The organism is Microbacterium zouquanmingi, from assembly GCF_052266695.1.
GTDB lineage: Bacteria > Actinomycetota > Actinomycetes > Actinomycetales > Microbacteriaceae > Microbacterium.
In genome coordinates this window covers 307,538-332,209 of sequence record NZ_JBQPQZ010000002.1, presented here as the reverse complement: position 1 = coordinate 332,209, position 24,672 = coordinate 307,538, and the positions used below count along the sequence as shown (strand labels likewise).

The 24,672-nt window shown below is 64.7% G+C and carries 24 protein-coding genes; 10 read left to right on the top strand and 14 right to left on the bottom strand.

Features of this window, described 5'->3' with window-relative positions:
• The first annotated feature begins 32 nt into the window (after window positions 1-32).
• Window positions 33-668: a phosphoserine phosphatase SerB gene (gene serB, locus ACTU6U_RS05760; RefSeq protein ID WP_443468207.1), complete on the top strand. Its 636-nt coding sequence runs from the start codon at window positions 33-35 to the stop codon at window positions 666-668.
• 60 nt (window positions 669-728) lie between these two features.
• Window positions 729-1,454, top strand: coding sequence for an alpha/beta fold hydrolase (locus tag ACTU6U_RS05755; protein ID WP_443468206.1), 726 nt, complete (start codon window positions 729-731; stop codon window positions 1,452-1,454).
• Here the strand turns inward: ACTU6U_RS05755 and fabG are convergent.
• On the bottom strand, window positions 1,407-2,117 hold the full coding sequence (gene fabG, locus ACTU6U_RS05750) for a 3-oxoacyl-ACP reductase FabG (protein WP_443468205.1): 711 nt from the start codon (window positions 2,115-2,117) through the stop codon (window positions 1,407-1,409). The two genes, ACTU6U_RS05755 and fabG, sit on opposite strands and share 48 nt — an antisense overlap.
• Window positions 2,118-2,227: 110 nt before the next feature.
• On the opposite strand from fabG, the gene ACTU6U_RS05745 reads away from it, so the two are divergent.
• The 3 genes from ACTU6U_RS05745 to ACTU6U_RS05735 are packed head-to-tail and all read left to right on the top strand — an operon-like array spanning window position 2,228 to window position 3,599.
• Complete coding sequence (locus ACTU6U_RS05745) at window positions 2,228-2,590, top strand: DUF3099 domain-containing protein (RefSeq protein ID WP_443468204.1); 363 nt, start codon at window positions 2,228-2,230, stop codon at window positions 2,588-2,590.
• Complete coding sequence (locus ACTU6U_RS05740) at window positions 2,590-2,778, top strand: hypothetical protein (RefSeq protein WP_443468203.1); 189 nt, start codon at window positions 2,590-2,592, stop codon at window positions 2,776-2,778. The genes ACTU6U_RS05745 and ACTU6U_RS05740 overlap by 1 nt, the downstream gene beginning before the upstream one ends.
• On the top strand, window positions 2,775-3,599 hold the full coding sequence (locus ACTU6U_RS05735; protein WP_443468202.1) for an SURF1 family cytochrome oxidase biogenesis protein: 825 nt from the start codon (window positions 2,775-2,777) through the stop codon (window positions 3,597-3,599). The genes ACTU6U_RS05740 and ACTU6U_RS05735 overlap by 4 nt, the downstream gene beginning before the upstream one ends.
• A 29-nt stretch (window positions 3,600-3,628) precedes the next feature.
• Here the strand turns inward: ACTU6U_RS05735 and trmD are convergent, their stop codons facing one another.
• The 4 genes from trmD to rpsP are packed head-to-tail and all read right to left on the bottom strand — an operon-like array spanning window position 3,629 to window position 5,580.
• On the bottom strand, window positions 3,629-4,312 hold the full coding sequence (gene trmD, locus ACTU6U_RS05730) for a tRNA (guanosine(37)-N1)-methyltransferase TrmD (protein ID WP_443468201.1): 684 nt from the start codon (window positions 4,310-4,312) through the stop codon (window positions 3,629-3,631).
• A 20-nt stretch (window positions 4,313-4,332) separates the two neighbouring features.
• The gene (rimM, locus tag ACTU6U_RS05725) at window positions 4,333-4,929 is read right to left on the bottom strand and encodes a ribosome maturation factor RimM (RefSeq protein WP_443468200.1); all 597 of its coding nucleotides are present in this window, start codon (window positions 4,927-4,929) and stop codon (window positions 4,333-4,335) included.
• Window positions 4,913-5,143 carry an RNA-binding protein gene (locus ACTU6U_RS05720; RefSeq protein WP_417511754.1) on the bottom strand — a complete coding sequence of 77 codons (231 nt, stop codon included), beginning with the start codon at window positions 5,141-5,143 and terminating at the stop codon, window positions 4,913-4,915. Before ACTU6U_RS05720 ends, rimM begins: the two co-directional genes overlap by 17 nt.
• 5 nt (window positions 5,144-5,148) lie before the next feature.
• On the bottom strand, window positions 5,149-5,580 hold the full coding sequence (gene rpsP, locus ACTU6U_RS05715; protein WP_417511752.1) for a 30S ribosomal protein S16: 432 nt from the start codon (window positions 5,578-5,580) through the stop codon (window positions 5,149-5,151).
• Between the two features lie 167 nt (window positions 5,581-5,747).
• Between rpsP and ACTU6U_RS05710 the strand changes: the two genes are divergently transcribed.
• Window positions 5,748-6,932 (top strand): glutamate--cysteine ligase, encoded by a 1,185-nt coding sequence (locus ACTU6U_RS05710; RefSeq protein ID WP_443468199.1) that lies wholly within the window; start codon window positions 5,748-5,750, stop codon window positions 6,930-6,932.
• Window position 6,933: 1 nt separating this feature from the next.
• Here ACTU6U_RS05710 and glpK read toward each other — a convergent pair whose 3' ends face one another.
• Entirely contained in the window at window positions 6,934-8,433 is a 1,500-nt protein-coding gene (gene glpK, locus ACTU6U_RS05705; protein WP_443468198.1) for a glycerol kinase GlpK, read from the bottom strand.
• Window positions 8,434-8,537: 104 nt separating this feature from the next.
• Window positions 8,538-9,503 (bottom strand): sugar-binding transcriptional regulator, encoded by a 966-nt coding sequence (locus ACTU6U_RS05700; protein ID WP_443468197.1) that lies wholly within the window; start codon window positions 9,501-9,503, stop codon window positions 8,538-8,540.
• A gap of 87 nt (window positions 9,504-9,590) precedes the next feature.
• Here ACTU6U_RS05700 and ACTU6U_RS05695 point away from each other — a divergent pair, with 87 nt between their 5' ends.
• Window positions 9,591-11,303 carry a glycerol-3-phosphate dehydrogenase/oxidase gene (locus ACTU6U_RS05695; protein ID WP_443468196.1) on the top strand — a complete coding sequence of 571 codons (1,713 nt, stop codon included), beginning with the start codon at window positions 9,591-9,593 and terminating at the stop codon, window positions 11,301-11,303.
• On the opposite strand, the gene ACTU6U_RS05690 is transcribed toward ACTU6U_RS05695, so the two are convergent.
• Window positions 11,293-12,171: a LysR family transcriptional regulator gene (locus ACTU6U_RS05690; RefSeq protein WP_443468195.1), complete on the bottom strand. Its 879-nt coding sequence runs from the start codon at window positions 12,169-12,171 to the stop codon at window positions 11,293-11,295. The two genes, ACTU6U_RS05695 and ACTU6U_RS05690, sit on opposite strands and share 11 nt — an antisense overlap.
• 78 nt (window positions 12,172-12,249) lie before the next feature.
• Here ACTU6U_RS05690 and ACTU6U_RS05685 point away from each other — a divergent pair, with 78 nt between their 5' ends.
• On the top strand, window positions 12,250-13,149 hold the full coding sequence (locus ACTU6U_RS05685; RefSeq protein ID WP_443468194.1) for an EamA family transporter: 900 nt from the start codon (window positions 12,250-12,252) through the stop codon (window positions 13,147-13,149).
• Between the two features lie 7 nt (window positions 13,150-13,156).
• Here ACTU6U_RS05685 and ffh read toward each other — a convergent pair whose 3' ends face one another.
• The gene (ffh, locus tag ACTU6U_RS05680) at window positions 13,157-14,707 is read right to left on the bottom strand and encodes a signal recognition particle protein (protein ID WP_443468193.1); all 1,551 of its coding nucleotides are present in this window, start codon (window positions 14,705-14,707) and stop codon (window positions 13,157-13,159) included.
• A 48-nt stretch (window positions 14,708-14,755) separates the two neighbouring features.
• Window positions 14,756-15,343, bottom strand: a complete 588-nt coding sequence (locus tag ACTU6U_RS05675) for a TetR/AcrR family transcriptional regulator (protein ID WP_443468192.1) — start codon at window positions 15,341-15,343, stop codon at window positions 14,756-14,758.
• 78 nt (window positions 15,344-15,421) lie between these two features.
• Between ACTU6U_RS05675 and lipB the strand changes: the two genes are divergently transcribed.
• Together lipB and lipA are read left to right on the top strand one after the other, a co-directional pair.
• Window positions 15,422-16,075, top strand: coding sequence for a lipoyl(octanoyl) transferase LipB (gene lipB, locus ACTU6U_RS05670; protein ID WP_443468191.1), 654 nt, complete (start codon window positions 15,422-15,424; stop codon window positions 16,073-16,075).
• Entirely contained in the window at window positions 16,072-17,064 is a 993-nt protein-coding gene (gene lipA, locus ACTU6U_RS05665; RefSeq protein ID WP_443468190.1) for a lipoyl synthase, read from the top strand. The genes lipB and lipA overlap by 4 nt, the downstream gene beginning before the upstream one ends.
• 82 nt (window positions 17,065-17,146) lie before the next feature.
• Here lipA and ACTU6U_RS05660 read toward each other — a convergent pair whose 3' ends face one another.
• Genes ACTU6U_RS05660 through smc form a run of 4 tightly spaced genes read right to left on the bottom strand, consistent with a single transcriptional unit; the run spans window position 17,147 to window position 24,218 of the window.
• The gene (locus tag ACTU6U_RS05660; protein WP_443468189.1) at window positions 17,147-17,647 is read right to left on the bottom strand and encodes a DUF2004 domain-containing protein; all 501 of its coding nucleotides are present in this window, start codon (window positions 17,645-17,647) and stop codon (window positions 17,147-17,149) included.
• A 21-nt stretch (window positions 17,648-17,668) separates the two neighbouring features.
• Window positions 17,669-18,544, bottom strand: a complete 876-nt coding sequence (ftsY, locus tag ACTU6U_RS05655; RefSeq protein ID WP_443468188.1) for a signal recognition particle-docking protein FtsY — start codon at window positions 18,542-18,544, stop codon at window positions 17,669-17,671.
• 25 nt (window positions 18,545-18,569) lie between these two features.
• Entirely contained in the window at window positions 18,570-20,633 is a 2,064-nt protein-coding gene (locus tag ACTU6U_RS05650) for an MprF family protein (RefSeq protein WP_443468187.1), read from the bottom strand.
• A 39-nt stretch (window positions 20,634-20,672) separates the two neighbouring features.
• The gene (smc, locus tag ACTU6U_RS05645) at window positions 20,673-24,218 is read right to left on the bottom strand and encodes a chromosome segregation protein SMC (protein ID WP_443468186.1); all 3,546 of its coding nucleotides are present in this window, start codon (window positions 24,216-24,218) and stop codon (window positions 20,673-20,675) included.
• Between the last annotated feature and the right edge of the window lie 454 nt (window positions 24,219-24,672).

Genomic DNA, 24,672 nt, shown 5'->3' with positions numbered 1-24,672 from the left:
GCCGTACCCCACCTGGCGCTATTGTCGATCGTGTGACTGCAGCGCGCTTCCTCGTCGTCCTCGATGCCGATTCCACCCTCATCCGCAACGAGGTGATCGAGCTCCTCGCTGACGAGGCGGGGAGGCGCGAAGAGGTGCAAGCCGCGACCGAGGCCGCGATGCGCGGAGAGGTGGACTTCGCGACCAGTCTTCGCTCGCGAGTGCAGGCGCTGACCGGCATCTCGACGGATGCTTTCGAACGAGTTCGCGCGCGCATTGAGCCGACCACGGGTGTCCGCGAGCTCACTTCCGCTGTTCACGACCGGGGCGGAGTGGTCGGTGTCGTCTCCGGTGGGTTCCACGAGATCCTCGATCACATTGCTCCGGACCTGGGCGTGGACCGGTGGCGCGCCAATCGCCTCGCTGTTGCCGATGGCGTGCTCACCGGCACAGTCGATGGCGAAATCGTGGATGCTGCAGCCAAGTCCGCATCTCTCCAGGAGTGGGCGAACGAGCTCGGCGTGCCGTCGCACGCAACGATCGCGATCGGCGACGGCGCCAATGATCTGCAGATGATGGCGGTCGCAGGGCTCGGCATCGCATTCAATGCGAAGCCCGCGGTGCGCGCGGTCGCAAGCCTCGTCATCGCACCGCAGGATCTGCGCGAAGTCATCGCCCTGCTGCCCTGAACGGCGCCTGCCCCTGAACGAGGTCTGGATAACGTCAGAACCCACCATTAGCATCGCGGCATGGACATCCTTCTCGTACCGGGCCTCTGGCTGGATTCATCCTCGTGGGACGACATCGTCCCCGCGCTTACGGCAGCAGGTCACACGCCTCTTCCGCTGACCCTTCCCGGCGTCGGCGATCCCGCTGAGCGCTCTGCAGACATCGGAATAGCCGATTGGGTCGACGCCGTCGTCACACAGATCGACGTCGCATCAGAGCCGGTCGTTCTCGTGGGTCACAGCGGCGGAGGCAACGTCGTGTGGGGCGCGGCTGCTGCACGGGCCGACCGCGTCGCCCAAGTCATCTTCGTCGACACCACGCCGCCGCCAGATGATGCGAGCATCTCTGAGTTCGACGTCATCGATGGCGTGACTCCCTTTCCTGGGTGGGACTACTTCCCCGCCGAGGATGTCTACGACCTCGACGCTGAGACGCGCGCACGAACCCTGCCGCTGACCCAGTCGGTACCGGCCCGTGTCCCTACCGACCCCGTACGACTCACCGGAGCGCAGCATCGTGTGCCGGTCACCATCCTCATGGGCAGTATGGACAGGCAGCAGCTCGAAGCCGTGATCGATCAGTGGTCCTCATACGCCGATGAGTACCGTGCGATCGCCGACGTCACGGTGAGGAAGATCGGCTCCGGCCACTGGCCCCAGTTCTCCCAGCCAGCAAGACTGGCTGAGCTGATCAATGAATCAGTGGCCCATGCCCAGTCCACCGTCGACGGGAATGACGGCGCCTGAGATGTAGGCGGCATCCGCGCCTGCAAGCCACGTGACCACGCCCGCGACCTCGTCCGGCGTTGCGAAGCGCGCGGCCGGAATGTTGGCCTTGTACTGCTTCTGCGTCTCTTCGGGAAGCGCCGCAGTCATGTCCGTCTCGATGAATCCGGGGGCGACCACGTTGGCGGTGATCCCGCGCGCCCCCAGTTCGCGCGTGACAGAACGAGCGAAGCCCACCAGGGCGCTCTTCGATGCGGCGTAGTTCACCTGCCCCGCCGAGCCGTAGAGTCCGACGACGCTGGAGATGAGGATGATGCGGCCGAAGCGCGCACGCAACATGCCCTTCGATGCGCGCTTGACGACACGGAAGGTTCCGCCGAGGTTCGTCGAGACGACGCTGTCGAAGTCATCCTCGCTCATGCGCATGAGCAGGGTGTCCTTGGTGATGCCAGCGTTGGCGACGATGACCTCGACCGGTCCGAGTGCGGCTTCGACCTCGGTGAAAGCGGCATCGATCGACACGGCGTCCGTGACATCGGCGCGCACGGTGAGGGTGCCCTCCGGACCTTCACCGCTGCGCGCGGTGACCGCAACGCGGTAGCCGTCGCGCACGAAGCGCTCGGCGATCGCACGACCGATGCCGCGATTTCCGCCAGTTACCAGGACGACACGCTCTGAACTCATGATTGTTCTCCCACCGGGTTCTACGATCTGCCGAGTGACCGGCCCGGGCCATCTTATCCGGACACCAAAGGCCATCCGTGCCCCGCTCCGCGGCGTAGGCTTGAAGCACCGTGAAACACTCACATGCCGCCCCTGTGACGTCCCTCCCGCAATCCCCGCAGGAGGAGGCGACCGCCCGTGTGCGCCGGTACTGGATCACGATGGGGATCCGCATGGCGTGTTTCGCGCTGACCGTCCTTGTAACCCCCTACGGCTGGTACACCTGGGTATTCGCCTTCGCGGCGGCGATTCTGCCGTATATCGCAGTGGTCTTCGCGAACGCGGTGAGTCCGACCGCGACGCCGCCGGCGGAGTCGCCGGTGCAGGAGATCACAGCCGCACCGCGCACGGAAGAGACCCCTGCAGATCCAACCGTGATCACCATCCGCGAAACGCCCGCCGTCGCCGAACACCCCGAAGAGGACGAGAAGTGATGCACAAGTGCTCTCGAGCGGGATGCCGAATCGACGCGACTCAGCAGATCGTCTGGCGAAACCCGCGAATCCACAGCGCGGACCGCGAGAAGATCTGGCTGGCATGCGATGAGCATGCGGGCTTCCTGCATGATTACCTTGCGGCACGCGACTTCCCTGTCGCCGTGCGTGAGGGGTTGCCGGAGTGAACAATCGTTTCCTGCGCTGGGGCGTCTATCTTCTGATCGCGATCGGATTCGCGGCCGCCTGCGTGTTCCTCTCGAACTGGCAGTTCGAGAGGAACGAGAGTCGTGCTGAGGATCTCGCGCTCGTCGAGCAGAACTATGATGCCGATCCTGTGCCGCTTCGCGATCTGATCGGCGCCGACGGCGAGATGCGACCCGGTGACGAATGGCACCCCGTCGTCTTGCAGGGTGAATACCTCGCGGACGAACAGCTGCTCGTGCGCAATCGTCCGCACGGCGGCACAAGTGCTTTCGAGGTGCTCGTGCCGTTCCAAGACGACGACGGTCGCGTCTTCATCGTGGACCGAGGGTGGGTGGCGCCGGGCGAGGGCGCCCTGCCGGATGCTGTCGCGGCGCCGCCTACCGGCGAAGTGACGGTGATCGTCCGGTTGCGACCAGGCGAGCAGCTGCCGTCTTCGGGACGAAGCGCACCCGAGGGTCAGGTTCCCACGATTCATCTGCCTACGATCGCCTCAGAAGTCACTGGCGATGTCATTGTGAGCGGCTACGGCCGGTTGGTGGAAGAGAGCCCCGCACCGGATGCCGCGCTCGGCGCGTTCGAGTCTCCTACCGAAGATCCCGGCCCGCACCTTTCCTACGCGATTCAGTGGATCCTGTTCGGTGTGATGGGATTCATCTTCATCTTCTACATCATCCGCACCGAGGTGCAGAAGCATCGCGAAGAGCTCGAAGGTCGCCCGACGCCCGAGAAGAGGCGACGACGGCGTGATCAGGATGCTGACGCCGAGGACGATCTTCTCGACGAGGCGAATCTGCCCGTCTGATCGTGCCTGTCTGATCAGCAGATGGGACGTCAGTCGCTGAGCAGGTCGGGGCGGCGCGCCCTGGTTCTTTCGATCTGCTGCTCACGGCGCCATGCGGCGATGGCGGCGTGATTGCCGCTGAGCAGCACGCCGGGAACCTCACGGTCACGCCAGGTCGAGGGTTTCGTGTACGAGGCGTACTCCAGAAGCCCGTCTTCGTGTGACTCTTCGATGAGGCTCTCGGGGTTGCCGACCACGCCGGGAACGAGGCGTCCGATCGCTTCGATCATCGCCATCGCTGCGACTTCGCCGCCGTTGAGGACGTAGTCTCCGAGGCTCACCAGACGAACTTCACCGAGCGTCGCGGCATACTCGAAGACGCGCTCGTCGATGCCCTCATAGCGACCGCAGCCGATGATGAGGTGATCGTGCTCTGCGAACTCGCGAGCGGTGCTCTGACGGAAGACCTCTCCCGCCGGCGAGGGGAAGATGATCGTCGGCTGGGATGAACCCGCAAGCTCGTCGAGGACAAGACCCCAGGGCTCCGGCTTCATGACCATGCCCGCTCCCCCGCCATACGGGGTGTCGTCGACAGTGCGATGCCGGTCGCTCGTCCAGTCGCGCAAGTCGTGGACGTGCAGATCCAAGATGCCGTTCTCGCGGGCCTTGCCCAGCAGGGAGAGGGTCAGCCCATCGAAGTACGACGGGAAGATCGAAACGACGTCGATGCGCATGGGCTGATCGTAACGATCGATCACTCAGCGGAGTCGGCCGCGGAATCTGCGACCTCTTCGAAGAGGCCAGCAGGAGGAGTGACGAGAATGCGGCCCTCGTTGATCTCGACCGCAGGGACGATGGCTTCGACGAAAGGCACCATGACCTCGTCGCCAGTGGCCTTCGCCTTGACGATCAGGAGGTCCTGGGCCGGGAGGTGCTCCACGCGGACGACCTCACCGATCACCTGCTCGTCGCGAACGACGTCGAGGCCCACGAGCTGGTGGTCGTACCAGGCGTTGTCTTCGGGCTCGTCAGCATCCTGATCGATCCAGAGGATGGCGCGAGCGAGCGCTTCGGCTCCCTCGCGGTCATCGACACCCTGGAAGAAGACGACGGAATTGCCGTTCATCACCCGGTACTCGCGAACGGTGATGGACTTGCCGTGCCACGGAGACGCCTCAGGCACCTGCAACGTGAATTCGGCTCCCGGAACGAAGCGACGTTCGGGGTTGTCTGTATACAGCTCGAGCTTGAGAGCGCCCTTGAGGCCGTGAGGCTTGACGAGGCGCCCTACGCGCAGCTGGTTCTTGCCCTGATTGCGATCGCTGGCAACCACGTCAGTCGTCCGCGACATCAACGCGGACACGCTGCCCATCCGCCAGTGCGGAGATGAGCGTGCGCAGTGCTTTTGCGGTGCGGCCGCCGCGCCCGATCACGCGCCCACGGTCGTCGGGGTGCACGCGCACCTCGAGCAGATCGCCTCGCGGCGACGTGGATGCGGTGATGCGAACATCTTCGGGGTGATCAACGATCCCCTTGACGATGTGTTCGAGCGCGGCGGCGAGCACAGCGATTACTCTGCGTCGGCGGCGGGAGCCTCAGCGGCCTCCGCGTCGGCGGCGGCGGGAGCCTCCTCGACGGGAGCCTCCTTCTTCTCGACCTTGGGCTTGACGACCGACTTCTTCGCCGAGTCGATCTCGAACGGAGCCTTGGGCTCTGCGACCTGAACGGTGGACTTCGCGTCCTTGTCGCCCTTGAACTTGCCCCAGTCGCCCGTGAGCTTGAGAATTGCGGCGACCTGCTCGGTCGGCTGTGCGCCGACGGAGAGCCAGTACTGCGCACGCTCGGAGTCGACCTCGATGAACGAGGGCTGCTCGGTCGGGTGGTACTTGCCGATCTCCTCGATCACGCGACCGTCGCGCTTGGTCTTCGAGTCGGCGACGACGATGCGGTAGTAGGGCGCACGGATCTTACCGAAACGCTTGAGACGAATCTTTACAGCCACGATTCTCCTGAATGGTGTGGAAGGAACGAACTGATCGCCTGGAGAGTGGGGTGCACACCCGGCGGAAGCTCAAATGAGTGGACGCGATCTGGATAGAGGGTCGAGATCGTCGTCCGACCCTCTATTCTGCCAGATCATGGCGCCGTGCGCGAAACGGGACCGTCGGTATGTCGGTTCTCCGAGGCGCTGCGTGTCAGACTTTGCTCGTGACGCAGGAATTCACTGAATCCGCTCGTTCGACTGTCGGGCTCGAGTGGGAGATCATGCTCGCTGATCCTGACTCGGGCGACCTGGTCGGTCGAGCCCCTGAGCTGCTCGACGCGCTCGAGGACGAGAGCGCACCCGAACGGCACACCGTCACCGGCGAGTTGCTCACGAACACGATCGAAGTGACCAGTGGGATCGGCGACAGCGTCGCGCATGCGATCGGTGACATCGCCGCCGCCATCGCGGCGGTGCGGGCGACGACGGATCCTGCCGGGATCGAACTGCTTTCGGCCGGCAGCCACCCGTTCGCCCAGTGGTTCGATCAGCAGGTCACCGACAAGGGCCGGTATCACCGCTTGATCGAGCGCACCCAGTGGTGGGGGCGCAACATGATGATCTGGGGCATCCATGTGCATATCGGCGTCGAGGACCGCGACAAGGTCATGCCGATCATCGGCGCCCTGACCGCATATCTTCCCCACCTGCAGGCGCTCGCATCCTCGAGTCCGTACTGGGCGGGCGAGCGAACGGGCTATGCATCGAACCGCGCTCTGGTGTTCCAGCAGCTTCCGACCGCCGGACTCCCCTGGACTCTGCAATCGTGGTCGGAGTACGAGCGGTACCTCGACGACATGGTCCGCACGGGTGTGATGGCCGATGCAACCGAAGTGCGCTGGGACATTCGGCCGGCACCGCGCTGGGGAACCATCGAGGTCCGCGCCTGCGACGGTCTCTCCACGCTCACAGAGCTCTCTTCGATCGCGGCGGTCACCCAGGTTCTCGTCGAGCACTTCTCTCATCAGCTGGATGCTGGGGAGACACTTGCGATCATGCCTCCGTGGTTCCATCGCGAGAACAAGTGGCGCGCCGCACGCTACGGGATGGATGCACGTCTGATAGTGGATGCCGTCGGCACTCAGCGTCTCGTGCGCGACCACGTCGCAGAGATGCTCACCGATCTCGCACCAGTGGCCGTCGATCTCGGCTGTTCGACCGAGTTCGCGGCGACCAAGAAGATCATCGACTCAGGCGCGAGCTACGAAAGACAGATCAGAGTCGCCGAAGCATCCGGCGGTGACCTCCGGGAAGTCGTGCAGCACCTGATCCGGGAGTTCCGGTCGGGACCCGGATCTCCCGTGATCTGATTCAGTCCTCGTCGACCCAGTCGAAGGTGCGCGTGACGGCCTTGTGCCAGCGAGCGAGGCGCCGTTCGCGCTCCTCTTCGTCGATCATCGGCTGCCACCGAACGTCTTCGCGCCACATTCCGCGCAGCTCATCGATATCTGACCAGGCACCGACCGCGAGGCCCGCCGCGTACGCCGCCCCCAGAGCGGTCGTCTCGACGATCTCGGGACGCACAACCGGAACGCCGAGCACATCCGCTTGGAACTGCATCAGCGTGTCGTTGGCGACCATTCCCCCATCGACCCGCAGCTCTTCGAGGGTTTCGCCAGTGTCTGCGGCGACGGCATCCAGCACTTCCCTGGTCTGGAACGCAACCGCTTCCAGCGCCGCACGAGCAATGTGACCCTTGTTCGCGTAGCGCGTGAGCCCCAGAATCGCGCCGCGGGCGTCCGGCCGCCAGTACGGAGCGAAAAGTCCCGAGAAAGCCGGAACGATATACACGTCGCCGTTGTCTTCCACGCTCAGCGCGAGCTTCTCTACGTCTGCCGCCTCATCGAACAGTCCGAGATTGTCGCGCAGCCACTGCACGAGTGACCCCGTCACGGCGATGGAGCCCTCCAGCGCGTAGCGGGGGGCCTCGTCGCCGAGCTGGTAGGCGACGGTGGTGATCAGCCCGTTCTCGCTGACCACGATCTCTTCACCCGTGTTGACGATGAGGAAGTTTCCGGTGCCGTAGGTGTTCTTCGAGTCACCGCGCTCGAACGCCGCCTGGCCGAACGTGGCAGCCTGCTGATCGCCGAGGATCGACGCGATCGGGGTGCCATCGAGCGCCGTGCCTCTGGCTGCGCCGTACACCTCCGATGAGGAGCGAATGCCGGGAAGCATCGCGCGCGGGATGTTGAACGCGCGCAGAAGTTCGTCGTGCCAGTCCAGCGTGCGCAGGTCCATGAGGAGGGTCCTGCTGGCGTTCGTGACATCCGTGGCGTGGACTCCACCGTCAGGGCCGCCAGTGAGGTTCCACAGCACCCAGGTATCGGGCGTTCCGAACAGCAGCTCCCCCTTCTCCGCCCGATCGCGTGCGCCATCGACGTTGTCGAGGATCCACGCGATCTTGGATGCGGAGAAATAGGTGGCCAGTGGAAGCCCGGTGATCTCGGCAAAGCGACGGATGCCGCCGTCAGCTGCGAGCTCGTCGATGAAAGGCTGCGTCCGCGTGTCCTGCCAGACGATCGCATTGTGCACTGGTTCGCCCGTGATGCGGTCCCAGACGATCGCGGTCTCCCGCTGGTTGGTGATGCCGATGGCTGCGACATCGGCCGCCGTGATGTCCGCCGCATCCAGCGCCTCATCGATCACGGCTGTCGTGTTCGACCAGATCTCGGTGGCATCGTGCTCGACCCACCCAGCGCGCGGGAATATCTGCTCGTGCTCCCGCTGACCGGTGGTGACGATCTTGCCGCTCGCGTCGAAGACGATGGCTCGGGTGCTCGTGGTGCCCTGATCGATGGCGACGATGTGCATAGGGTTGTTCTCTCCAGCCGGTGACGGCGCTGTCCGCGTGCATCCCAGCCTAGAAGACCGCGGAACGAGCGTTCGCTGCTCTGCACGAACGTGCAGAGCGGTGCTCACACCTCGATGAGCTGTTCTGCCAGGTGCTCGTCCAGAACGAGATCTGTGATGAGACGGGCCGCGATCGCGCCTCTCAAGCTCGGCAGCTTCTGCACTCCGGCGACGACGCAGATCCGGCGCGACACTCGCTGGAGCACCGAGAACGAAGGACCGGTAGCCCGCTTGTTCAGCTCGATGTCCTTCCAGCTCCCGTCCTGCCGGTAGAAGACTGTGGCCACGTCCCCGATGACCTTCTCATCACGCAGGTTTCGGTAGTCCGCGCGGTCGAGGTATCCGCCGACGTAGACGCGACTGGGCACTTCGGCGAACGGCGAGCCGAGTCCGAAGAGGGCGATATCCGCCCGTGCCTGCAGATCGAGCACTCGCCTCGTGCTGCGCTCACGCCACATCGCCTCTTTGGTGAGCGGATCATCGAAGAACGCAGGCACGGGGAACTGCTGGACCGAAGCGCTGAATGCCTGTCCGAACCGGTGGAGGATCTCGCTGGCGTAGTCGGTGCCACTAGTGAACGTGTTTCCGGCCCCGTTGAGCTGGACCACCGAGGAGTTGTGGGTCTCCTTGTTCGGCAGGTGTCTGCTGATCGCATCGAGCGTCGAGCCCCACGCGATGCCGAGGGTCATATTGGAGTCGAAGTACAGCGGCAGTTGACGAGCCGCACTCATCACCACCCGCTCGAATCGCTCCACATCTGAGAGCCCCTGCGGGATCGGCACCACGTGCGCGGCGATCCCGAAACGCGCTCGAATCGCTTCTTCCAGGCGGAGCGCCTGCCCCTGCGGCGGATGGATCCTCACCTCGACAAGCCCTGTCTCGCGCGCGTGGCTGAGCAGGCGTGACACGGATGATCGCGAGGTCCCGAGCTCTCGAGCGATGGCGTCCATCGTCATGTCCTGCAGGTAGTAGAGCTGGGCTGCACGAAGAGCCTGTGCCGTCTTCGAATCATCCTCAGCTCTGTCGATCATCATCTCTCCTTGCACGTTCGTGCAGCGTTGTTGCGCGGGTGTGCTGCTCAGATCAGGATATATGTGACGGCCCACCAAGGAGAGACGATGAGCGCTGCAACCACCCCGGCAGAACGACAGAGCGTTCGTGACGTGCGCGAGAGCGGACGCACGAGTGTGATCGTGATCGGTGGGGGCATCAACGGAATCTCCACGTTCCGTGACCTCGCAATGCAGGGTGTAGACGTTCTGCTCGTCGAGCGAGGTGACTTCGCATCCGGTGCAACAGCCGCATCCAGCCACATGATCCACGGCGGCATTCGCTATCTGGAGAACGGCGAGTTCCGTCTCGTCAAGGAGTCCGTGCAGGAGCGCAACGGTCTGCTGAAGATCGCCCCGCACTACGTCAAGCCCCTGCAGACGACGATCCCGATCTACTCGACGTTCTCGGGCATCTTTGCCGCGCCGCTGCGGTTCCTGACGCACAAGCAGGGCAAACCGCAGGAGCGCGGCGCCTTCTTGATCAAAGTCGGCCTCACGCTCTACGACACATTCTCCCGAGACGGTGGGAACGTGCCCCGCCACCGGTTCCACGGTCGTAAGAAGTCGCTTGAGCAGCTTCCGCACCTCGACCACGACATCAAGTACACGGCGACCTACTACGATGCATCGGTGCACGATCCTGAGCGCCTCGCGCTCGACGTACTCCGCGATGGCGAAGCAGCTCATGAGGGCGCTCATGCGCTCAACTACATCGAGGCTGTCGGACTCGATGCCGAGGGACTGCGCCTGCGCGATCGCGAGACGGGCAGCGAGTTCCACGTGCAAAGTGACGTCGTCGTCAACGCATCCGGACCCTGGACAGACCTCACGAACGACGCCATGGGCACCGAAACCGCGTTCATGGGCGGCACGAAGGGCTCGCACATCGTTCTCGATCACCCGGAACTCCTGGAGGCCACCGGCGGACGCGAGATCTTCTTCGAGCACTCCGATGGGCGCATCGTGCTCATCTACCCGCTCAAGGGCCGCGTGCTCGTCGGCACGACCGACCTCGAAGCCGACCCCCGCGAACCCGCGCGCTGCACGGAAGAAGAAGTGCAGTACTTCTTCGACCTCATCGCACACGTTTTCCCGAAGATCGCCGTCGAACGCTCGCAGATCGTGTACAGGTATTCCGGCATCCGCCCCCTGCCCCACCACGATGACACCGCTCCCGGTTTCGTCTCGCGCGACTACCGGATCGAACGGCGCGAGGATGCGGGCCGGCCCGCGGTCTTCAGCCTGGTCGGCGGAAAGTGGACGACCTTCCGCGCTCTCGGCGAGAACCTCACCGATCACGTGCTCGGCGAGCTCGGACGCCAGCGCGTCGTGAACACAGCTGGCGTGCGCATCGGCGGCGGCAACGGGTACCCCAAGACGCCTCGCCGCAAGCTCGAATGGCTCCGCGACAACGTGGGCGACGATGAGCGCGGACGCGTGCTTTTCACCCGCTATGGAACGCGCGCAGCGGACGTTGCCGCATTCATCAGCGAGGCCGACGACTCACCGGTTGTCGGGGACGCTCTTTCGAGCCGCGAGCTCGAATGGATGGTTGCTCACGAGAAGGTTCAGCACGTCGCGGACGTCATCTTCCGCCGCACGAGCCTCGCGTTCACGGGTGACGTAGATGCGCAGGTCGTCCGTGCGATCGCCGAGGCTCTCGCACCCCTGCTCAGCTGGGATGCGGCCACGGTCGATGCGGAGATCGAAGACACAGCAACCCAGCTGCGCGAGGCGCACGGGGTGGATGTCGCCGAGCGCGGCACCGTCACGGTGTGATCGCAGCCTCGATCACGGCGACGAATGCCCTCGTGACGCTCCGGGGTGCCAGCTGATCCCAGGCCGCGTACTCCACGCGCACCGGGCCGTCGACGAGCCGGAGTGCAACGACTGCTCCAGTCTCCCGAGCGATACCGGGTGGCAGCAGCGCGATGGCGAGGCCGGCGCTGACCAAGCTAAGAATGAGATCGGCCGAGTCTGCTTCATAGGCGACGTCGCGTGAGATGCCGAGCGATTCGAATGCGGCATCCGACTGGGCGCGGCCAGACGTGCCAGCCGGAAAATCCGCGAAGGTCTCGTCAGCCAGATCGGCCAGGCTGACTCGCCGCCGCGACGCCAGCCGGTGAGAGCCCGGGAGGACCGCCAGCAACCGCCCACGCGCGAGCTGCCGAACGGCCACCGACGCGGGAACCACGCCCTCACGCAGCCCGAGCAGAGCCACATCGATCTCGCTGCTTCGCACAGCGGCCACGAGCGCGTCGCTGTTGCCGACACGAAGCTCGACCCTCGTATGCGGGTGCGCATCATGGAAGGCGCGCAGTAGGTGCGGCACATCGACTGCTGTGACGGTGGGGATGACGCCCAACCGCAGCGTTCCTCGGACCTCGCCTGCTGCGGCGGCCGCCTCCTCCGTGGCACTGTTCACGGCGATCAGCGCTTCTCGCGCATGCGTGACGAACGCCGTACCCGCCTCTGTCAGGCGAACACTCCTGCTGGTACGAGCAAATAGACGCTGACCGATCTCACGCTCGAGCGCGGCGATCTGGTGACTCAAAGCCGACTGCGTGACGAAACACTTCGCCGCAGCTCGGGTGAAACTCTCGGTATCGGCAACCGCGACAACGTAGCGAAGCTGCTGCAGATCCATATGTACATGAAAGCACGTCATAGTTGATGTGACAAGAATGCGTTGGACTCATTGTTGTTCTGAGGAGAGCCTGGATGCATGCCGCTCCTCACGATCCTGCTCACCGCTTTCGCACCAGCCGTGTGGGGAACCACGTACATCGTCACGACCGAGCTGCTGCCCCCCGGGCATCCGCTCTTGGCGGGGCTACTGCGCTCCCTTCCTGCGGGGCTGCTGGCGATCACTATCGGGCGCAGGCTCCCCCGCGGTGACTGGTGGTGGAAAGCCTCAGTTCTCGGCTTCCTGAACATCGGCGCCTTCTTTCCCCTGCTGTTCGTCGCTGCCGAGCGCCTACCGGGCGGTGTGGCAGCAGCCGTGGGCGCCATCCAACCGCTCATCATTCTCGGCCTTGGCGCCCTCGTGGTCGGTGAGCGCATCCGCATCGCGTCTGCCATCGCCGCTTTTGCGGGCACCGCCGGTGTCGCACTGATCGTCCTCGGCCCCGCAGCGGCCCTCGACGCCGGAGGAATTCTTGCGGCGATCGGCGGCGTCATGGCAACCGCCAGCGGCATCGTGCTGACCAAGCGCTGGGGGCGCCCGCCTGGCGTCGACGCGGTCTCCTACGCGGGTTGGCAGCTCACCGCCGGTGGACTGTTTCTGCTGCCGTTCGTCATGACGTTCGAGGGGCTGCCCGGACAGCTCGACAGCGACGCCGTCCTCGGCTACGCCTGGCTCGGCATCGCCGGTGGGCTGATCGCCTACGCACTGTGGTTCCGCGGCATCCAGCGACTACCCGTGATCGTTCCCGGCCTTCTCGTACTGTTGTCGCCGATCGTCGCGACAGTACTCGGCACGATCATCGCGGGCGAGGCCTTCACCGGCATCCAGCTCATCGGCCTGGCTCTTGCGTTCGGCTCGCTTGCCGGAGGACAGTTCGCCGCTCGCGGTCGCCAACCGACGCTCGCTCCCGTCGTGGTCGCAGGGCCGCTCCGGGAGTGAGCGCCGGTCAGCTCTTGCCGAAGAGCTTCTGAATCTCGGCGAGATCGGCCTCAGTCGGGGCCGTCTGTCCGCCGAGGCCGAAGCCTGAGCCGGTCGAAGGGCTGCTGGGAAGACCCGCGTTCTCGGCGGCGCGCTTTGCCGGGTTGCCCGAGCGCGAAGCTCCCTTGGCCTTGCCCTTCTTGCCGCGCTTGGAAGAGGCTCCGGGGCGGCCCATGCCTGGCATCGCGCCCATTCCGGGGATGTTCGGAGTGCCACCACGGGCAACCGTCTTCATCATCTTGGCGGCCTGATCAAAGCGCTGCACGAGCTGGTTGACGTCGGTGACGGTCATGCCGGATCCCTTGGCGATGCGGAGGCGACGCGAGCCGTTGAGGACCTTGGGGTTCTGCCGCTCGCCTGGCGTCATCGACCGGATGATCGCCTCTGTGCGATCGATCTCCTTCTCGTCGAAGTCGTCTAGCTGCTGCTTCATCTGGCCCATTCCCGGGAGCATCCCGAGCATCTTCTTCATCGAGCCCATCTTCTTCATCTGCTGAAGCTGGCCGAGGAAGTCCTCAAGCGTGAACTGATCGGTCGCGAATTTCTCGGCGACCTTCTGTGCCTCTTCTTCGTCGAAGGCCTGCTGCGCCTGCTCGATGAGGGTGAGGATGTCACCGAGGTCGAGGATACGGCTCGCCATGCGGTCGGGGTGGAACGGCTCGAGGTCGTCGAGCCCCTCACCTGTCGAGGCGAAGATGATCGGGCGTCCGGTGACTGATGCCACGGAAAGCGCCGCACCACCGCGGGCGTCACCGTCGAGCTTCGAGAGGACGACACCTGTGAAGTCGACCCCCTCCTGGAACGCCTTGGCCGTGTTCACGGCATCCTGACCGATCATCGCGTCGATGACGAACAGGACCTCGTCCGGCTGGACCGCCTTGCGGATGTCGGATGCCTGCTTCATGAGCTCGGCATCCACGCCGAGGCGTCCTGCGGTGTCGATGATGACGACGTCGTGCTGCTGGCGGCGGGCGTGCTCGACACCGTCGCGCGACACCTTGACCGGATCTCCGACGCCGTTGCCGGGCTCTGGCGCGTAAATGGTGGCACCGGCCTGCTCTGCAACGACCTGGAGCTGGTTCACGGCGTTCGGACGCTGGAGGTCGGCTGCGACGAGAAGAGGCGTGTGACCGTCCTTCTCGAGCTGCTTCGCGAGCTTTCCGGCGAAAGTCGTCTTACCCGAGCCCTGAAGACCGGCGAGCATGATGACCGTCGGCGGAGTCTTGGCGAACTCCAGGCGGCGCTGTTCGCCACCGAGGATGCCGACGAGCTCTTCGTTGACGATCTGCACGACCTGCTGCGCCGGGTTCAGCGCCTTGTTGACCTCATCGCCGAGTGCGCGCTCGCGCACCTTCGCGGTGAAGTCCTTGACCACCGCAAGCGCGACATCGGCGTCGAGCAGTGCGCGCCGGATCTCGCGAACCGTGCCGTCGACATCAGCCGCGGTCAGTTTTCCCTTCGTGCGAAGGTTGCGGAAGGTTTCGGTCAGCCGATCGGAGAGCGTGCCAAAGGTAGCCATGGTGCTTCTGATTCTACGCGAGCGGCGCCGTAGCGCCGATCCTTTCGATCAGTCCGACCACGGTAGGTCGTAGATGCCGTGCATCGCCTCCTGCAGGAGCCCCTCGGATGTGCCGTGACCGGCACCTCGTTCGGCCCACACACGCAGTGATGAAAGCACGGCAGCCGCATGTGCGGCACCGAGAATGTCTGCTTTCACCGATGAGATCCCCACGGTCACTGCCGCAGAAGCGATAGCGGCCGCGAGTCGCGCCTGGCGCACGCCGGCTTCGCGCATCAGCTCGTCGTTGAGACCCATCGCCGTGGCATTGCGCAGCGCGAGAGCGAGCGGGTCAGGTGCGAAATCATGCACCACGCGCAACAGGATGCTCCGGACGGCACCGCCATCAGCATCCGCTCCGAGTGTCGCGAGCACAGCAAGAGCCTCACTGATCCGCGCATCCAACCCCGACCACAGCACATCGCCCTTCGATGAGAAGTAGTTGAAGAAGCTCGAGCGGCTCACTCCAGCGCGTTGCGTGATGTCCGCGACCGAGGTCGCGTCGTACCCCTGCTCCAAGAAGAGTTCACACGCGGCCTCGGCGAGCGTTTCGCGCGACGATGCGCGAGGACGTCCAGCTCGAGGCTCCGTTTTCATACTTTCACCGTACCGCGCGCGCCGATTCCTCAGCGCGGGAGTATTGTTAGACGGCATCCAACAACCCGGAAGGTGATCATGCTCGAGATTCTGAACGCGGGACTCGCCCCACTCTTCGTGCCCTACCTCGATGGGTGGGACCTGCAGCGGAGCATCCATCACGATGTGGTCGAGGGCACGCGTCCCGACACGCTGATCCTCCTCGAGCACGAGGCCGTGTACACGGCAGGAAAGCGCACGGAAGAACACGAACGGCCGCAGGATGGCACCCCGGTCATCGATGTCGACCGCGGCGGCAAGATCACTTGGCACGGGCCCGGTCAGCTCGTCGGATACCCGATCGTGCGTCTTCCTGAACCGATGGATGTCGTCGCCCACGTCCGCCATCTCGAGCGCGTGCTGATTGATGTGCTGCGTCCACTCGGCGTCGACGGTTACCAGGTTGAAGGGCGCAGCGGCGTCTGGGTACGCCGTCCGCTCAGTGAGGACAAGGTCGCCGCGATCGGCGTGCGTGTCCAGCGCGGAGTGACGATGCACGGGTTCGCGATCAACTGCGACAACACGCTGTCCGGCTTCGGGGGGATCATCCCCTGCGGAATCTCGGACGCCGGCGTCACCACTGTGAGCGAGGTCGCTGGTCGCGAGGTCTCCCCCGCTGACATCGTCGACGCCGTGTCGTCGGCATTCGTCACCGCGTATGCGGATACTGCGATGGAAGGAGTCTCGGCATGAGTGCTGCTGTTCCCGATGGCCGAAAGCTGCTGCGTCTCGAGGTCCGAAACGCCGAGACCCCGATCGAGCGCAAACCCGAATGGATCAAGACCAAGGCGAAGATGGGGCCCGAGTATCAGGCTCTGCACTCGCTCGTGAAGGACGAGGGTCTGCACACGGTCTGCCAGGAGGCCGGGTGCCCCAACATCTTCGAATGCTGGGAGGACCGCGAGGCGACCTTCCTGATCGGCGGCTCGCAGTGCACCAGGCGCTGCGACTTCTGCCAGATCGACACGGGCAAGCCCGCCGCCTATGACACCGATGAGCCCAGGCGCGTGGCAGAGAGCGTCACGCGAATGGATCTGCGCTACGCGACGGTGACCAGTGTTGCCCGTGATGATCTGCCCGACACCGGCGCGTGGCTGAATGCAGAGACCGTGCGTCAGATCCACGCGCAGAACCCCAATACCGGCGTCGAGCTGCTCGCAAACGACCACAGCGGCAACCCCGACTACCTCGGCCAGATCTTCGACGCCCGTCCCGAGGTGTTCGCGCACAACGTCGAGACGGTGCCGCGCATCTTCCGCCGCATCCGCCCCGCCTTCACCTACGAGCGCTCACTCGACGTGATCACGCAGGGGCACAACGCCGGACTCATCACCAAGTCCAACCTCATCCTCGGCATGGGCGAGTCGCCAGAGGAAGTCGTCGATGCGCTGCAGGATCTCCGTGATGCCGGATGCGACATCATCACGATCACGCAGTACCTGCGTCCGACGCCGAGGCATCTGCCAGTGGCCCGGTGGGTCAAACCTGCGGAGTTCGTCGAGTTCAAGGGGGAGGCGGAGCGCATCGGATTCCTCGGTGTGCTCGCGGGCCCCTTGGTGCGCTCGTCGTACCGCGCGGGTCGCCTGTGGGCGCAGTCGATGATCTCGAAGGGGCGCGAGATTCCGCCGCACCTCTCGCACATCGCAGCCAGCGCCGATCTCGGCTTCGCCCAGGCGGTGTGAGCTTCCCCGAGACCGCAAAACCACGCCGAGACAGCGCGTTTTCGCGTGCGTCTCGGCGTGGTTTTGCAGTTTCGCGAGAGGTCTAGTCGGCGCTCATCACCGACTGAACCATGCCGTCGGAGGAGAGATTGACGAGGAGCACTTCGTCGGTGTCCTCGGCATCGAGCGCGTACTCGAGGACAGCGAACGGCTCGGTGCCGCCGTGCTCATCGGCAAGGATCGTCATGCTCATGAGACGCAGGGACCGGATGATGTCGACGGCGTCGTCACCGCTGACGTCGACCAGCATCTCCGGAAGCTCCTCGCCATAGGTTTCCTGTTGCTGCAGGATGAACTCAGTCACTTCGCTCGCGCGGTCGTCTACTTCCGCGAGCATGCCGCGCCGCGCCGTGGCGTCCACGTCCTCAAGGCCCGAGATGAGGGCTGCGGCGATGTCGAGTGCATCCGTAGAGATATCGTCCTGGTCGGGAGCTGTGAGATCGACAGTCACCGTCTGGTCGCCGAGATCCACCGTCTCGGACCAGAAGATCGATCCATCCGGACCTGAAGACAGGAGCCCGAAGTAGTCGTGTTCGATCGCCATAACGCTATGAAACCAGTCCGATCACTGACCGACAAGGGATGCCGCGAAGATGTGCGGCGTGAAGCCGGTGAGATCGTCGATTCCCTCACCTTGGCCGAGCAGTTTGACGGGGATGCCGGTGCGCTCCTGCACGGCGAGAACGAACCCGCCCTTGGCTGAACCATCGAGCTTGGTGAGCACGAGTCCGGTGACGCCAGCGTGCTGGAGGAAGGCCTCAGCCTGCATGACGCCGTTCTGTCCGGTCGTGGCATCGAGCACGAGCAGCACTTCACTGATGGGCGCCTGCTTTTCGATGACGCGACGAATCTTGGTCAGCTCGTCCATGAGTCCGCCCTTGGTGTGCAGGCGGCCGGCGGTGTCGATGATCGCGATCTCGATGCCCTCGCGCTGCGCGAACTCGACCGTCTGATATGCGACGGAGGCCGGATCCTGTCCTTCCTGCTGCGGACGGACGATCGCTGCTCCTCCACGCTGAGCCCAGGTCGCGAGCTGATCGACTGCGGCCGCACGGAAGGTGTCGGCTGCTCCGACGACGACGCTGCGCTGGTATCCGCGCAGGAACTTCGTGAACTTGCCGATCGTCGTCGTCTTGCCCACACCGTTCACGCCGACGACGAGCACAACGGCTGGCCGCTCGGTGAGCTTCAGAGTCGTGTCGAACTTCGCAAAATGCTCTTCGAGCGTTTCGCGCAGCATCCGCTGCAGATCCTTCGGGTCAGTCGTACGGTAGCGTTCGACCTTCTCGCGCAGTTCATCGACGATTCGCTCGGAGATGTCGGGGCCGAAGTCGGCAGTGATCAGCGCCGTCTCGAGGTCTTCCCACGTTGTCTCATCGATTGTGGGTTTGACGAACATGCCGCGCAGCGCGCGACCGAGGGTCCAGGACTTCTCCGCCATGACTCCAGCCTACGGTGCGGGTAGCTTAGCCACGCAATGCGGGAGCTGCGGAGCCGACGAGGTCGTGCAGTGAGGAATCCGGCAGATACGCCCGAGTCAGTGCGATCCCCACGCGCGGGAGGTCGCCCTCATCGCGGTAGAGCAGGTGCATCGGCTCGGCGCGAGGATTGAACTTCTGCTTGAACTTGTGGAGCGAGCGGAAGCCGTAGAGCGGTTCGACCAGCTGTGCGACGCGATCAAGCACGGCGTAGATCGCGTTCGTCTCAGTGTCCTCGGTTCGCACCAGTGGAGCACCCGAGAGCGAGATGAAGGAATGCCCCTGTTCTGAGAAGTGCTGCGCCGCAGCGCCGATCAGGAACTCCATCACCGGACCGAATCCGCCATCTCTGCGGCGCATGAGATCCAGCGTCCAACCCTCGACAACACCGCCAGGGCCGTAGACCGGAAGCCACGAGGTCACACCGTGCAGGCTCCCCTCAGCATCCACCGCAATCCCGACGGCGACCTCAGGATCCATCGCGTCATCTACCGTGCCGAGAGTGAAACGCATCTCGGGCAGCCCTTTGTCGCCGGTCCACTGCTCGGAGATTGCGCGGACCTGCGCCCTGACGCTCCACGGCTCGTCTGCCAGCCGCACCATCCTGAACTCGATGTTCTCGCGCGCAGCGCGATTGATAGCGGTGCGCACCGCGCCCCAGGCCTTGCCCTTGAACTCGAGCCCTGGAAGATCGACGAGAGTGTCTTCGGCCACGACGATGGAGCGCCATCCTTGTGGCATCGCCAGACGGATCTTCTCACTCGACGAGAACGCACACGGGATATAGCCCATCTGCTGCGCCGCTGACGCATAGGCCTCGAGAGCGTCCCGTTCGTTGCCATCGGGCACGATCGGATCACCCAGCAGAATCGCGACGCCGGAGTGAGTCTGGTAGGCGATCACTCCGTCCGCGGCCTCCATATGACTGTTCCCGCGCCAGGTCGCCATCCACGACAGCGTTCCTCCGCCGGTCTCGTGAAGCGTCTCGCGCACGGCCTCTGGCGTGACGGGCGTGGTCGAGAGACGCCGGCGCGACCGGCGAAACGGAACGCGGAACGCCCCTCGTGCGATGAACATCACGATGAGCATCGCGACCCACAGCAACGTGGGCGCGATCTGCAGCCCGACAACGTCCCATGCGGAACCGATCCGACCGCCGCTCAGCAGCACAGGGATCAGGGCGAACGAGATCACTGCGGTGACGAGGTTGAAGATTGCGAGGACGACAGTTGCTAGCCACGCGATCCGGTACCCGATTCGCACTCCGTTCGCGATGAATGCGATCACCACGACGTCCAGAGCCACGTCGAAGAACGAATAGACCGGCGCGTTCTCCCCCAGCGGGCCATCAAAAGGAACCGCGAGATCGATGATCTGAATCGCGCCGATCGCGATCAGACCGGCAAAGGCGAGGAGGCGCCATTCGCGCTCAGTCGGTCGCCCCTCGGGGTGGCGGAACGCGGGAAGCATGCCGCTGACCACAAGGGCTGCAGTCATGGCGACGGCGTGCTCGAGGTCATAGAGCTGCCCGAGGTAGAGCACCGAGATCGTCACCCACAGCACGATCGCAATGCGTGCGCGCAGACGCCAGGGCGACGGCAGAGTGGCGATCGCGAACACCAGGGCGGTCATGGCGCCGCACGAAGGGCCGACGTCCAGTGCCTGCGACAGCCGATCCGACCAGCGCCAATCGACAGGCGTGAACAGAGCGAGAATCCCCGCGGCTCCCAGCACGCCGACGAGATGTCCGACGATGACGAGGCCGATGGTGCGCAGCGAGCCGAACTGCCATTCCGCCCAGCCGATCCCACCGAGGATCAGTGGAAGAAGCGTCAGGTAGGCGAACGGTGGATCCGCGAAGAGCGGCGAAGTGAACAGGGTCCACCAGCGTCCCTCGGCGAACGAGGGCAACCCTGTGGCGACCATCTCGAACCAGGGCTTGTCGTGCGCCGCCGACCACAGCGAGCCCGTGATCACGCCGATCAGCAGGAACACGAACGTAAAGGCGAGTGTGAAGGGCATCCGGCGCACACCCTGGAGCACGAAGGTCATGCGCCTCAGCATATTGGTGTGCGGATGTCGCACAGAAGGTCAGCTTGCCGCGCGATCTCCGACGCGCTGCCCGACCACCGCAGAGACACCATCCTGCCGCATCGATACCCCGTACAGGGCGTCGGCAATCTCCATCGTGCGCTTCTGGTGCGTGATCACCAGAAGCTGCGAGCTCTCCCTGAGCTGTTCGAACACGGTCAGCAGGCGCCCGAGGTTCGCGTCGTCGAGAGCGGCCTCCACCTCATCGAGGATGTAGAAGGGGCTCGGGCGAGCCTTGAAGATCGCCACGAGCAGAGCCACCGCAGCAAGCGAGCGCTCCCCACCGGAAAGCAGGGAGAGCCGCTCGATCTTCTTGCCGACCGGGCGAACCGCCACCTCGATTCCCGTGGTGAGCATGTTCTCCGGATCGGTCAGAGAGATGCTCCCTGTACCGCCAGGGAACAGCAGCGGAAAGACCTCAGTGAACGCCTGCCGAGTGTCTTCGAACGCGCTCGCGAAGATCGTCTGCATGCGCTCATCGAGATCCGCGATGATCGTGAGCAGATCCTGGCGGGTCTGGGTCAGGTCAGCGAGTTGTTCGGTGAGGAATGCGTGCCGCTGCTCGAGCGCTGCGAACTCCTCCAGGGCCAGAGGATTCACCCGTCCGAGCTGTGTCAGCTTGCGCTGGGATTCAGCGAGGCGCCGCTCCTGCACTCTCCGGTCGTACGGGATCGCCGTGGAGTCGATGCCGTCAATGGACTCAGGATCGACCTCAGCAAGCGGATCACGGGGAACAGGCTGTTCCGGTCCATATTCCGCAACGAGAATATCTTCGTCGAGTGCGAGTTCTGAGGATACTCGTTCCAACAGACTCGTGAGGTGCAGCTTCTTCTCGTGGATCTGCAGTTCAAGACCGTGCACACTCTCCGTGAGGCCAGCAAGACGTTCACGCAGGGAACCCTCTTGCACGCGCAGCGCAGTGAGCTCCTCGTTCTGCGCGGAACGCGCGCTCTCCGCTTCAGTCAGCGCCAGTCGCGCTTCGGCGGTCGAGCGGTCCAGGGAATCGAGGATCCGAGGAAGCTCAGACGCGACGCCGGAAGCCGCTTCACGCTGCGCGCGGCGGATGACCGCACGACGCGCGGCTTCGGCCGCGGCATCCCGCTCCTGCTCGCGCTGGCGTTCAAGGCTCGCGACACGCGCCTGGGCCGCGCGCACGCGTTCACGCAACGTCTCGATCTCGAGTCTTGCGCGCACCTCGCCTTCACGAGCTGCTTCAAGCGCTTCGAGGAGGCCGTCTCGAGCGGATGCATCGAGCACCGGACGCGGCTTGGTCTCTGCGGCTTCGAGTTCTCCCTGCGCGGCTGCTGCCGCAGCCTCAGCATCTGTCACGGCGCTCTGCGCCTGCGAAAGCCCGGATTCCAGGCGCTCGCACTCGGCGACTGCCGACTCGTGCCGAACGGTGACCCGATTCAACTGCTCGGCATGCGTCGCGAGAGCGGCGTCGTGCTCACGCAGTGCGCGCAGCGCATCCTTCGCTCGCTGACGCGTCGCATTCACTCGTTCTGAAGCATCCGTCCGTGCTTCGCGCATCGAGTCGACGATCACCCGCACTTCGGTGAGGCGTTCCTGCGCAGCATCCCGCTCAGCTGTCAGCTCGAGGCGCGACCGTTCTCCACCAGACCTCGTGCGAAGGGTCTGAGCGGTGATCACGTCGCCACCGATCGTGACGATCGTCACCGCGCTGTCACCCAGCGCGTCCAGAGCTGCACGAGCATTCCGTGCCGCATCGAGGTCGTCAGCGACGAGCACGTGTGCGAGCACGCCGAGCACGCCCGTGGGCGCGGTGACCACCGAGGCCGCCGGGGTGACGCCTGCCAATGCGGGGAGCTGAACGGCCCCCGCCATGGCGTCCGCCATGACGAAATCGACCACGCCGCGCCGGTCTGCCACTGCCGACGCAGCAAGCGCGAACGCCGCCTCTGCATCGTCGACGAGTACGCCTTCAGCCAGCGGTCCGAGTACTGCCGCGATCGCTGCCTCGTACCCCGCGGTGACCTGCACGGCGTCTCCGACGAGCCCTCGAACACCGGGGGCGCCGCTCTTGACGACTTCGGCGGCTCCTCCAGAGAGCGACAGAGCGCTGCTGAGCGCCGCCGCCTTCGCCGTCAGGGACCCTGCTTCGCGCTCGGCGGCGTGCAATCGTTCGCGCAGCTCCTCGAGCGCTGCTTCAGCCGCTGTCGCATCGCGCTGAGCATTGTCGTACGCTGCCGCATGCTCGGCGGCACTTCCCTCGGGGGCTTGCGCGTCGTCGATCTGCTCCAGCGCTTCGGCTGCCTCACGGCGTCGTTCGTTCGCCGCCTCAAGCGCGCTCGCCTGGCGCTGCACAGCACCGCGCACAGCGGCGAGAGCGGATGCCGCGGCTTCTGCCGTACCCCGCAACGCTGTCAGATGCATGTCGTGTTCGGAGACGAGAGCGCTCTGCTCGGCGATGTCGACATCGAGCGTGTCGAGCTCTGCACGCGCATTGACCACTTCACGGCTGGCGGCGGACGCGGCATCCTGTGCCTCACCGAGCCCGGCAGAGATCGTGGTGATCTCGTCCTTGGCCTCATCGATCGTCGCCTGCGTGACCGTGACGGAAGCGACGGCCGCGTCGTCCTCTTCTGAGCCGAGAAGTGCGAGACGCTGATTGGCGAGAGTGTAGAGCGACCGCATGCGCTCCTGGACCTGCTCAAGGCCGAATGCGACTCCACGAGCCTCGTCGACTGCCGCCGAATTCTGATCAGCCTCGAGCTTTGCAATCGCGGTCCGCACGGCATCCGCCTGCTCCGTGATCACAAGACGCTCGGTGTGACGCTCCTGCTCCGTACGGGCATGGTCGGCAAGCGACGTCCGCAGCGCCACCACATCGTCGGCGAAGATGCGTGCCTTCGCGTCTCGCACGACGGCAGCGATCGTCTGGGCCTCGCGGGCGATCTCCGCCTGGCGTCCGAGCGGCTTGAGCTGGCGCCTGATCTCACCGGCGAGGTCGCTGAGGCGCGTGAGATTGGCCTCCATCGCATCGAGCTTCCGGAGCGTCTTCTCCTTGCGGCGTCGGTGCTTGAGGATACCGGCTGCCTCTTCGATGAATCCGCGACGGTCCTCCGGTGAAGCCTGAAGCACGGTATCCAGGCGTCCCTGCCCGACGATGACGTGCATCTCGCGACCAAGACCGGAGTCACTCAGCAGCTCCTGCACATCGAGAAGTCTGCAACTGGAGCCATTGATGGCATACTCACTCGAGCCGTTGCGGAAGAGTGTGCGGCTGATCGTGACTTCTGCGAACTCGATCGGCAGCGCGCCATCACTGTTATCGATCGTCAGCTGGACCTCTGCGCGACCGAGCGGGCCGCGCGTGGACGTACCGGCGAAGATGACGTCTTCCATCTTGCCGCCGCGAAGCGTCTTCGCTCCCTGCTCACCCATCACCCAGGCGAGCGCATCGACGACGTTCGACTTGCCGGAGCCGTTGGGTCCGACGATGCAGGTCACGCCCGGTTCGAAGACGAACGAAGTGGGCTGTGCGAACGATTTGAAGCCCTTGAGCGTCAAGCTCTTCAGATGCATGCGCGCACCGTCCGTCCGGGGAGAATCACGCCGCCACGCTACCGGAATCACACCGTGATCCCGGCATCCCGCGCGGTGACTGGGTGGATCTGCGCACGATGCGACACGCCGATGAACAAACAAATCCTTGACGTCTGCTGTGAAGATCCACTAACTTTGCAAGCCGGATCGCTCACGAAAGGAGGACCTCATGATTACCGCAACTGTCAAGGCATCAGCCATCGGCTTCGATGCGAAGCGTTCAGCGCATGATTCGTCCTCCGCCTTCGGCGTCCGACGTAGCGCGCTCTCGTAGAGCCTCTGCCGGAGATCTCCTCCTCTCGAGCCTGATCTCCGCCGGTTCCCGCCGCTCCCGCATCGGTCGATGACTTCGACCCTCTGCATCCCACCTCAGGTGACGTCTCCACTCTTTGAGACCTCTCGTCCGCGCTCCGGCCGTCCCCGGATCTCGCGC

What these genes read in the sequence shown, in the direction of transcription:
- ACTU6U_RS05755 (WP_443468206.1), top strand. Translation starts at nt 729, where the DNA reads ATGGACATCCTTCTCGTACCGGGCCTCTGGCTGGATTCATCCTCGTGG.
- fabG (WP_443468205.1), bottom strand. Translation starts at nt 2,117, where the DNA reads ATGAGTTCAGAGCGTGTCGTCCTGGTAACTGGCGGAAATCGCGGCATC.
- ACTU6U_RS05740 (WP_443468203.1), top strand. Translation starts at nt 2,590, where the DNA reads ATGCACAAGTGCTCTCGAGCGGGATGCCGAATCGACGCGACTCAGCAG.
- trmD (WP_443468201.1), bottom strand. Translation starts at nt 4,312, where the DNA reads ATGCGCATCGACGTCGTTTCGATCTTCCCGTCGTACTTCGATGGGCTG.
- rimM (WP_443468200.1), bottom strand. Translation starts at nt 4,929, where the DNA reads ATGTCGCGGACGACTGACGTGGTTGCCAGCGATCGCAATCAGGGCAAG.
- ACTU6U_RS05710 (WP_443468199.1), top strand. Translation starts at nt 5,748, where the DNA reads ATGTCGGTTCTCCGAGGCGCTGCGTGTCAGACTTTGCTCGTGACGCAG.
- glpK (WP_443468198.1), bottom strand. Translation starts at nt 8,433, where the DNA reads ATGCACATCGTCGCCATCGATCAGGGCACCACGAGCACCCGAGCCATC.
- ACTU6U_RS05700 (WP_443468197.1), bottom strand. Translation starts at nt 9,503, where the DNA reads ATGATCGACAGAGCTGAGGATGATTCGAAGACGGCACAGGCTCTTCGT.
- ACTU6U_RS05695 (WP_443468196.1), top strand. Translation starts at nt 9,591, where the DNA reads ATGAGCGCTGCAACCACCCCGGCAGAACGACAGAGCGTTCGTGACGTG.
- ACTU6U_RS05690 (WP_443468195.1), bottom strand. Translation starts at nt 12,171, where the DNA reads ATGGATCTGCAGCAGCTTCGCTACGTTGTCGCGGTTGCCGATACCGAG.
- ACTU6U_RS05685 (WP_443468194.1), top strand. Translation starts at nt 12,250, where the DNA reads ATGCCGCTCCTCACGATCCTGCTCACCGCTTTCGCACCAGCCGTGTGG.
- ffh (WP_443468193.1), bottom strand. Translation starts at nt 14,707, where the DNA reads ATGGCTACCTTTGGCACGCTCTCCGATCGGCTGACCGAAACCTTCCGC.
- ACTU6U_RS05675 (WP_443468192.1), bottom strand. Translation starts at nt 15,343, where the DNA reads ATGAAAACGGAGCCTCGAGCTGGACGTCCTCGCGCATCGTCGCGCGAA.
- lipB (WP_443468191.1), top strand. Translation starts at nt 15,422, where the DNA reads ATGCTCGAGATTCTGAACGCGGGACTCGCCCCACTCTTCGTGCCCTAC.
- lipA (WP_443468190.1), top strand. Translation starts at nt 16,072, where the DNA reads ATGAGTGCTGCTGTTCCCGATGGCCGAAAGCTGCTGCGTCTCGAGGTC.
- ACTU6U_RS05660 (WP_443468189.1), bottom strand. Translation starts at nt 17,647, where the DNA reads ATGGCGATCGAACACGACTACTTCGGGCTCCTGTCTTCAGGTCCGGAT.
- ftsY (WP_443468188.1), bottom strand. Translation starts at nt 18,544, where the DNA reads ATGGCGGAGAAGTCCTGGACCCTCGGTCGCGCGCTGCGCGGCATGTTC.
- ACTU6U_RS05650 (WP_443468187.1), bottom strand. Translation starts at nt 20,633, where the DNA reads ATGACCTTCGTGCTCCAGGGTGTGCGCCGGATGCCCTTCACACTCGCC.
- smc (WP_443468186.1), bottom strand. Translation starts at nt 24,218, where the DNA reads ATGCATCTGAAGAGCTTGACGCTCAAGGGCTTCAAATCGTTCGCACAG.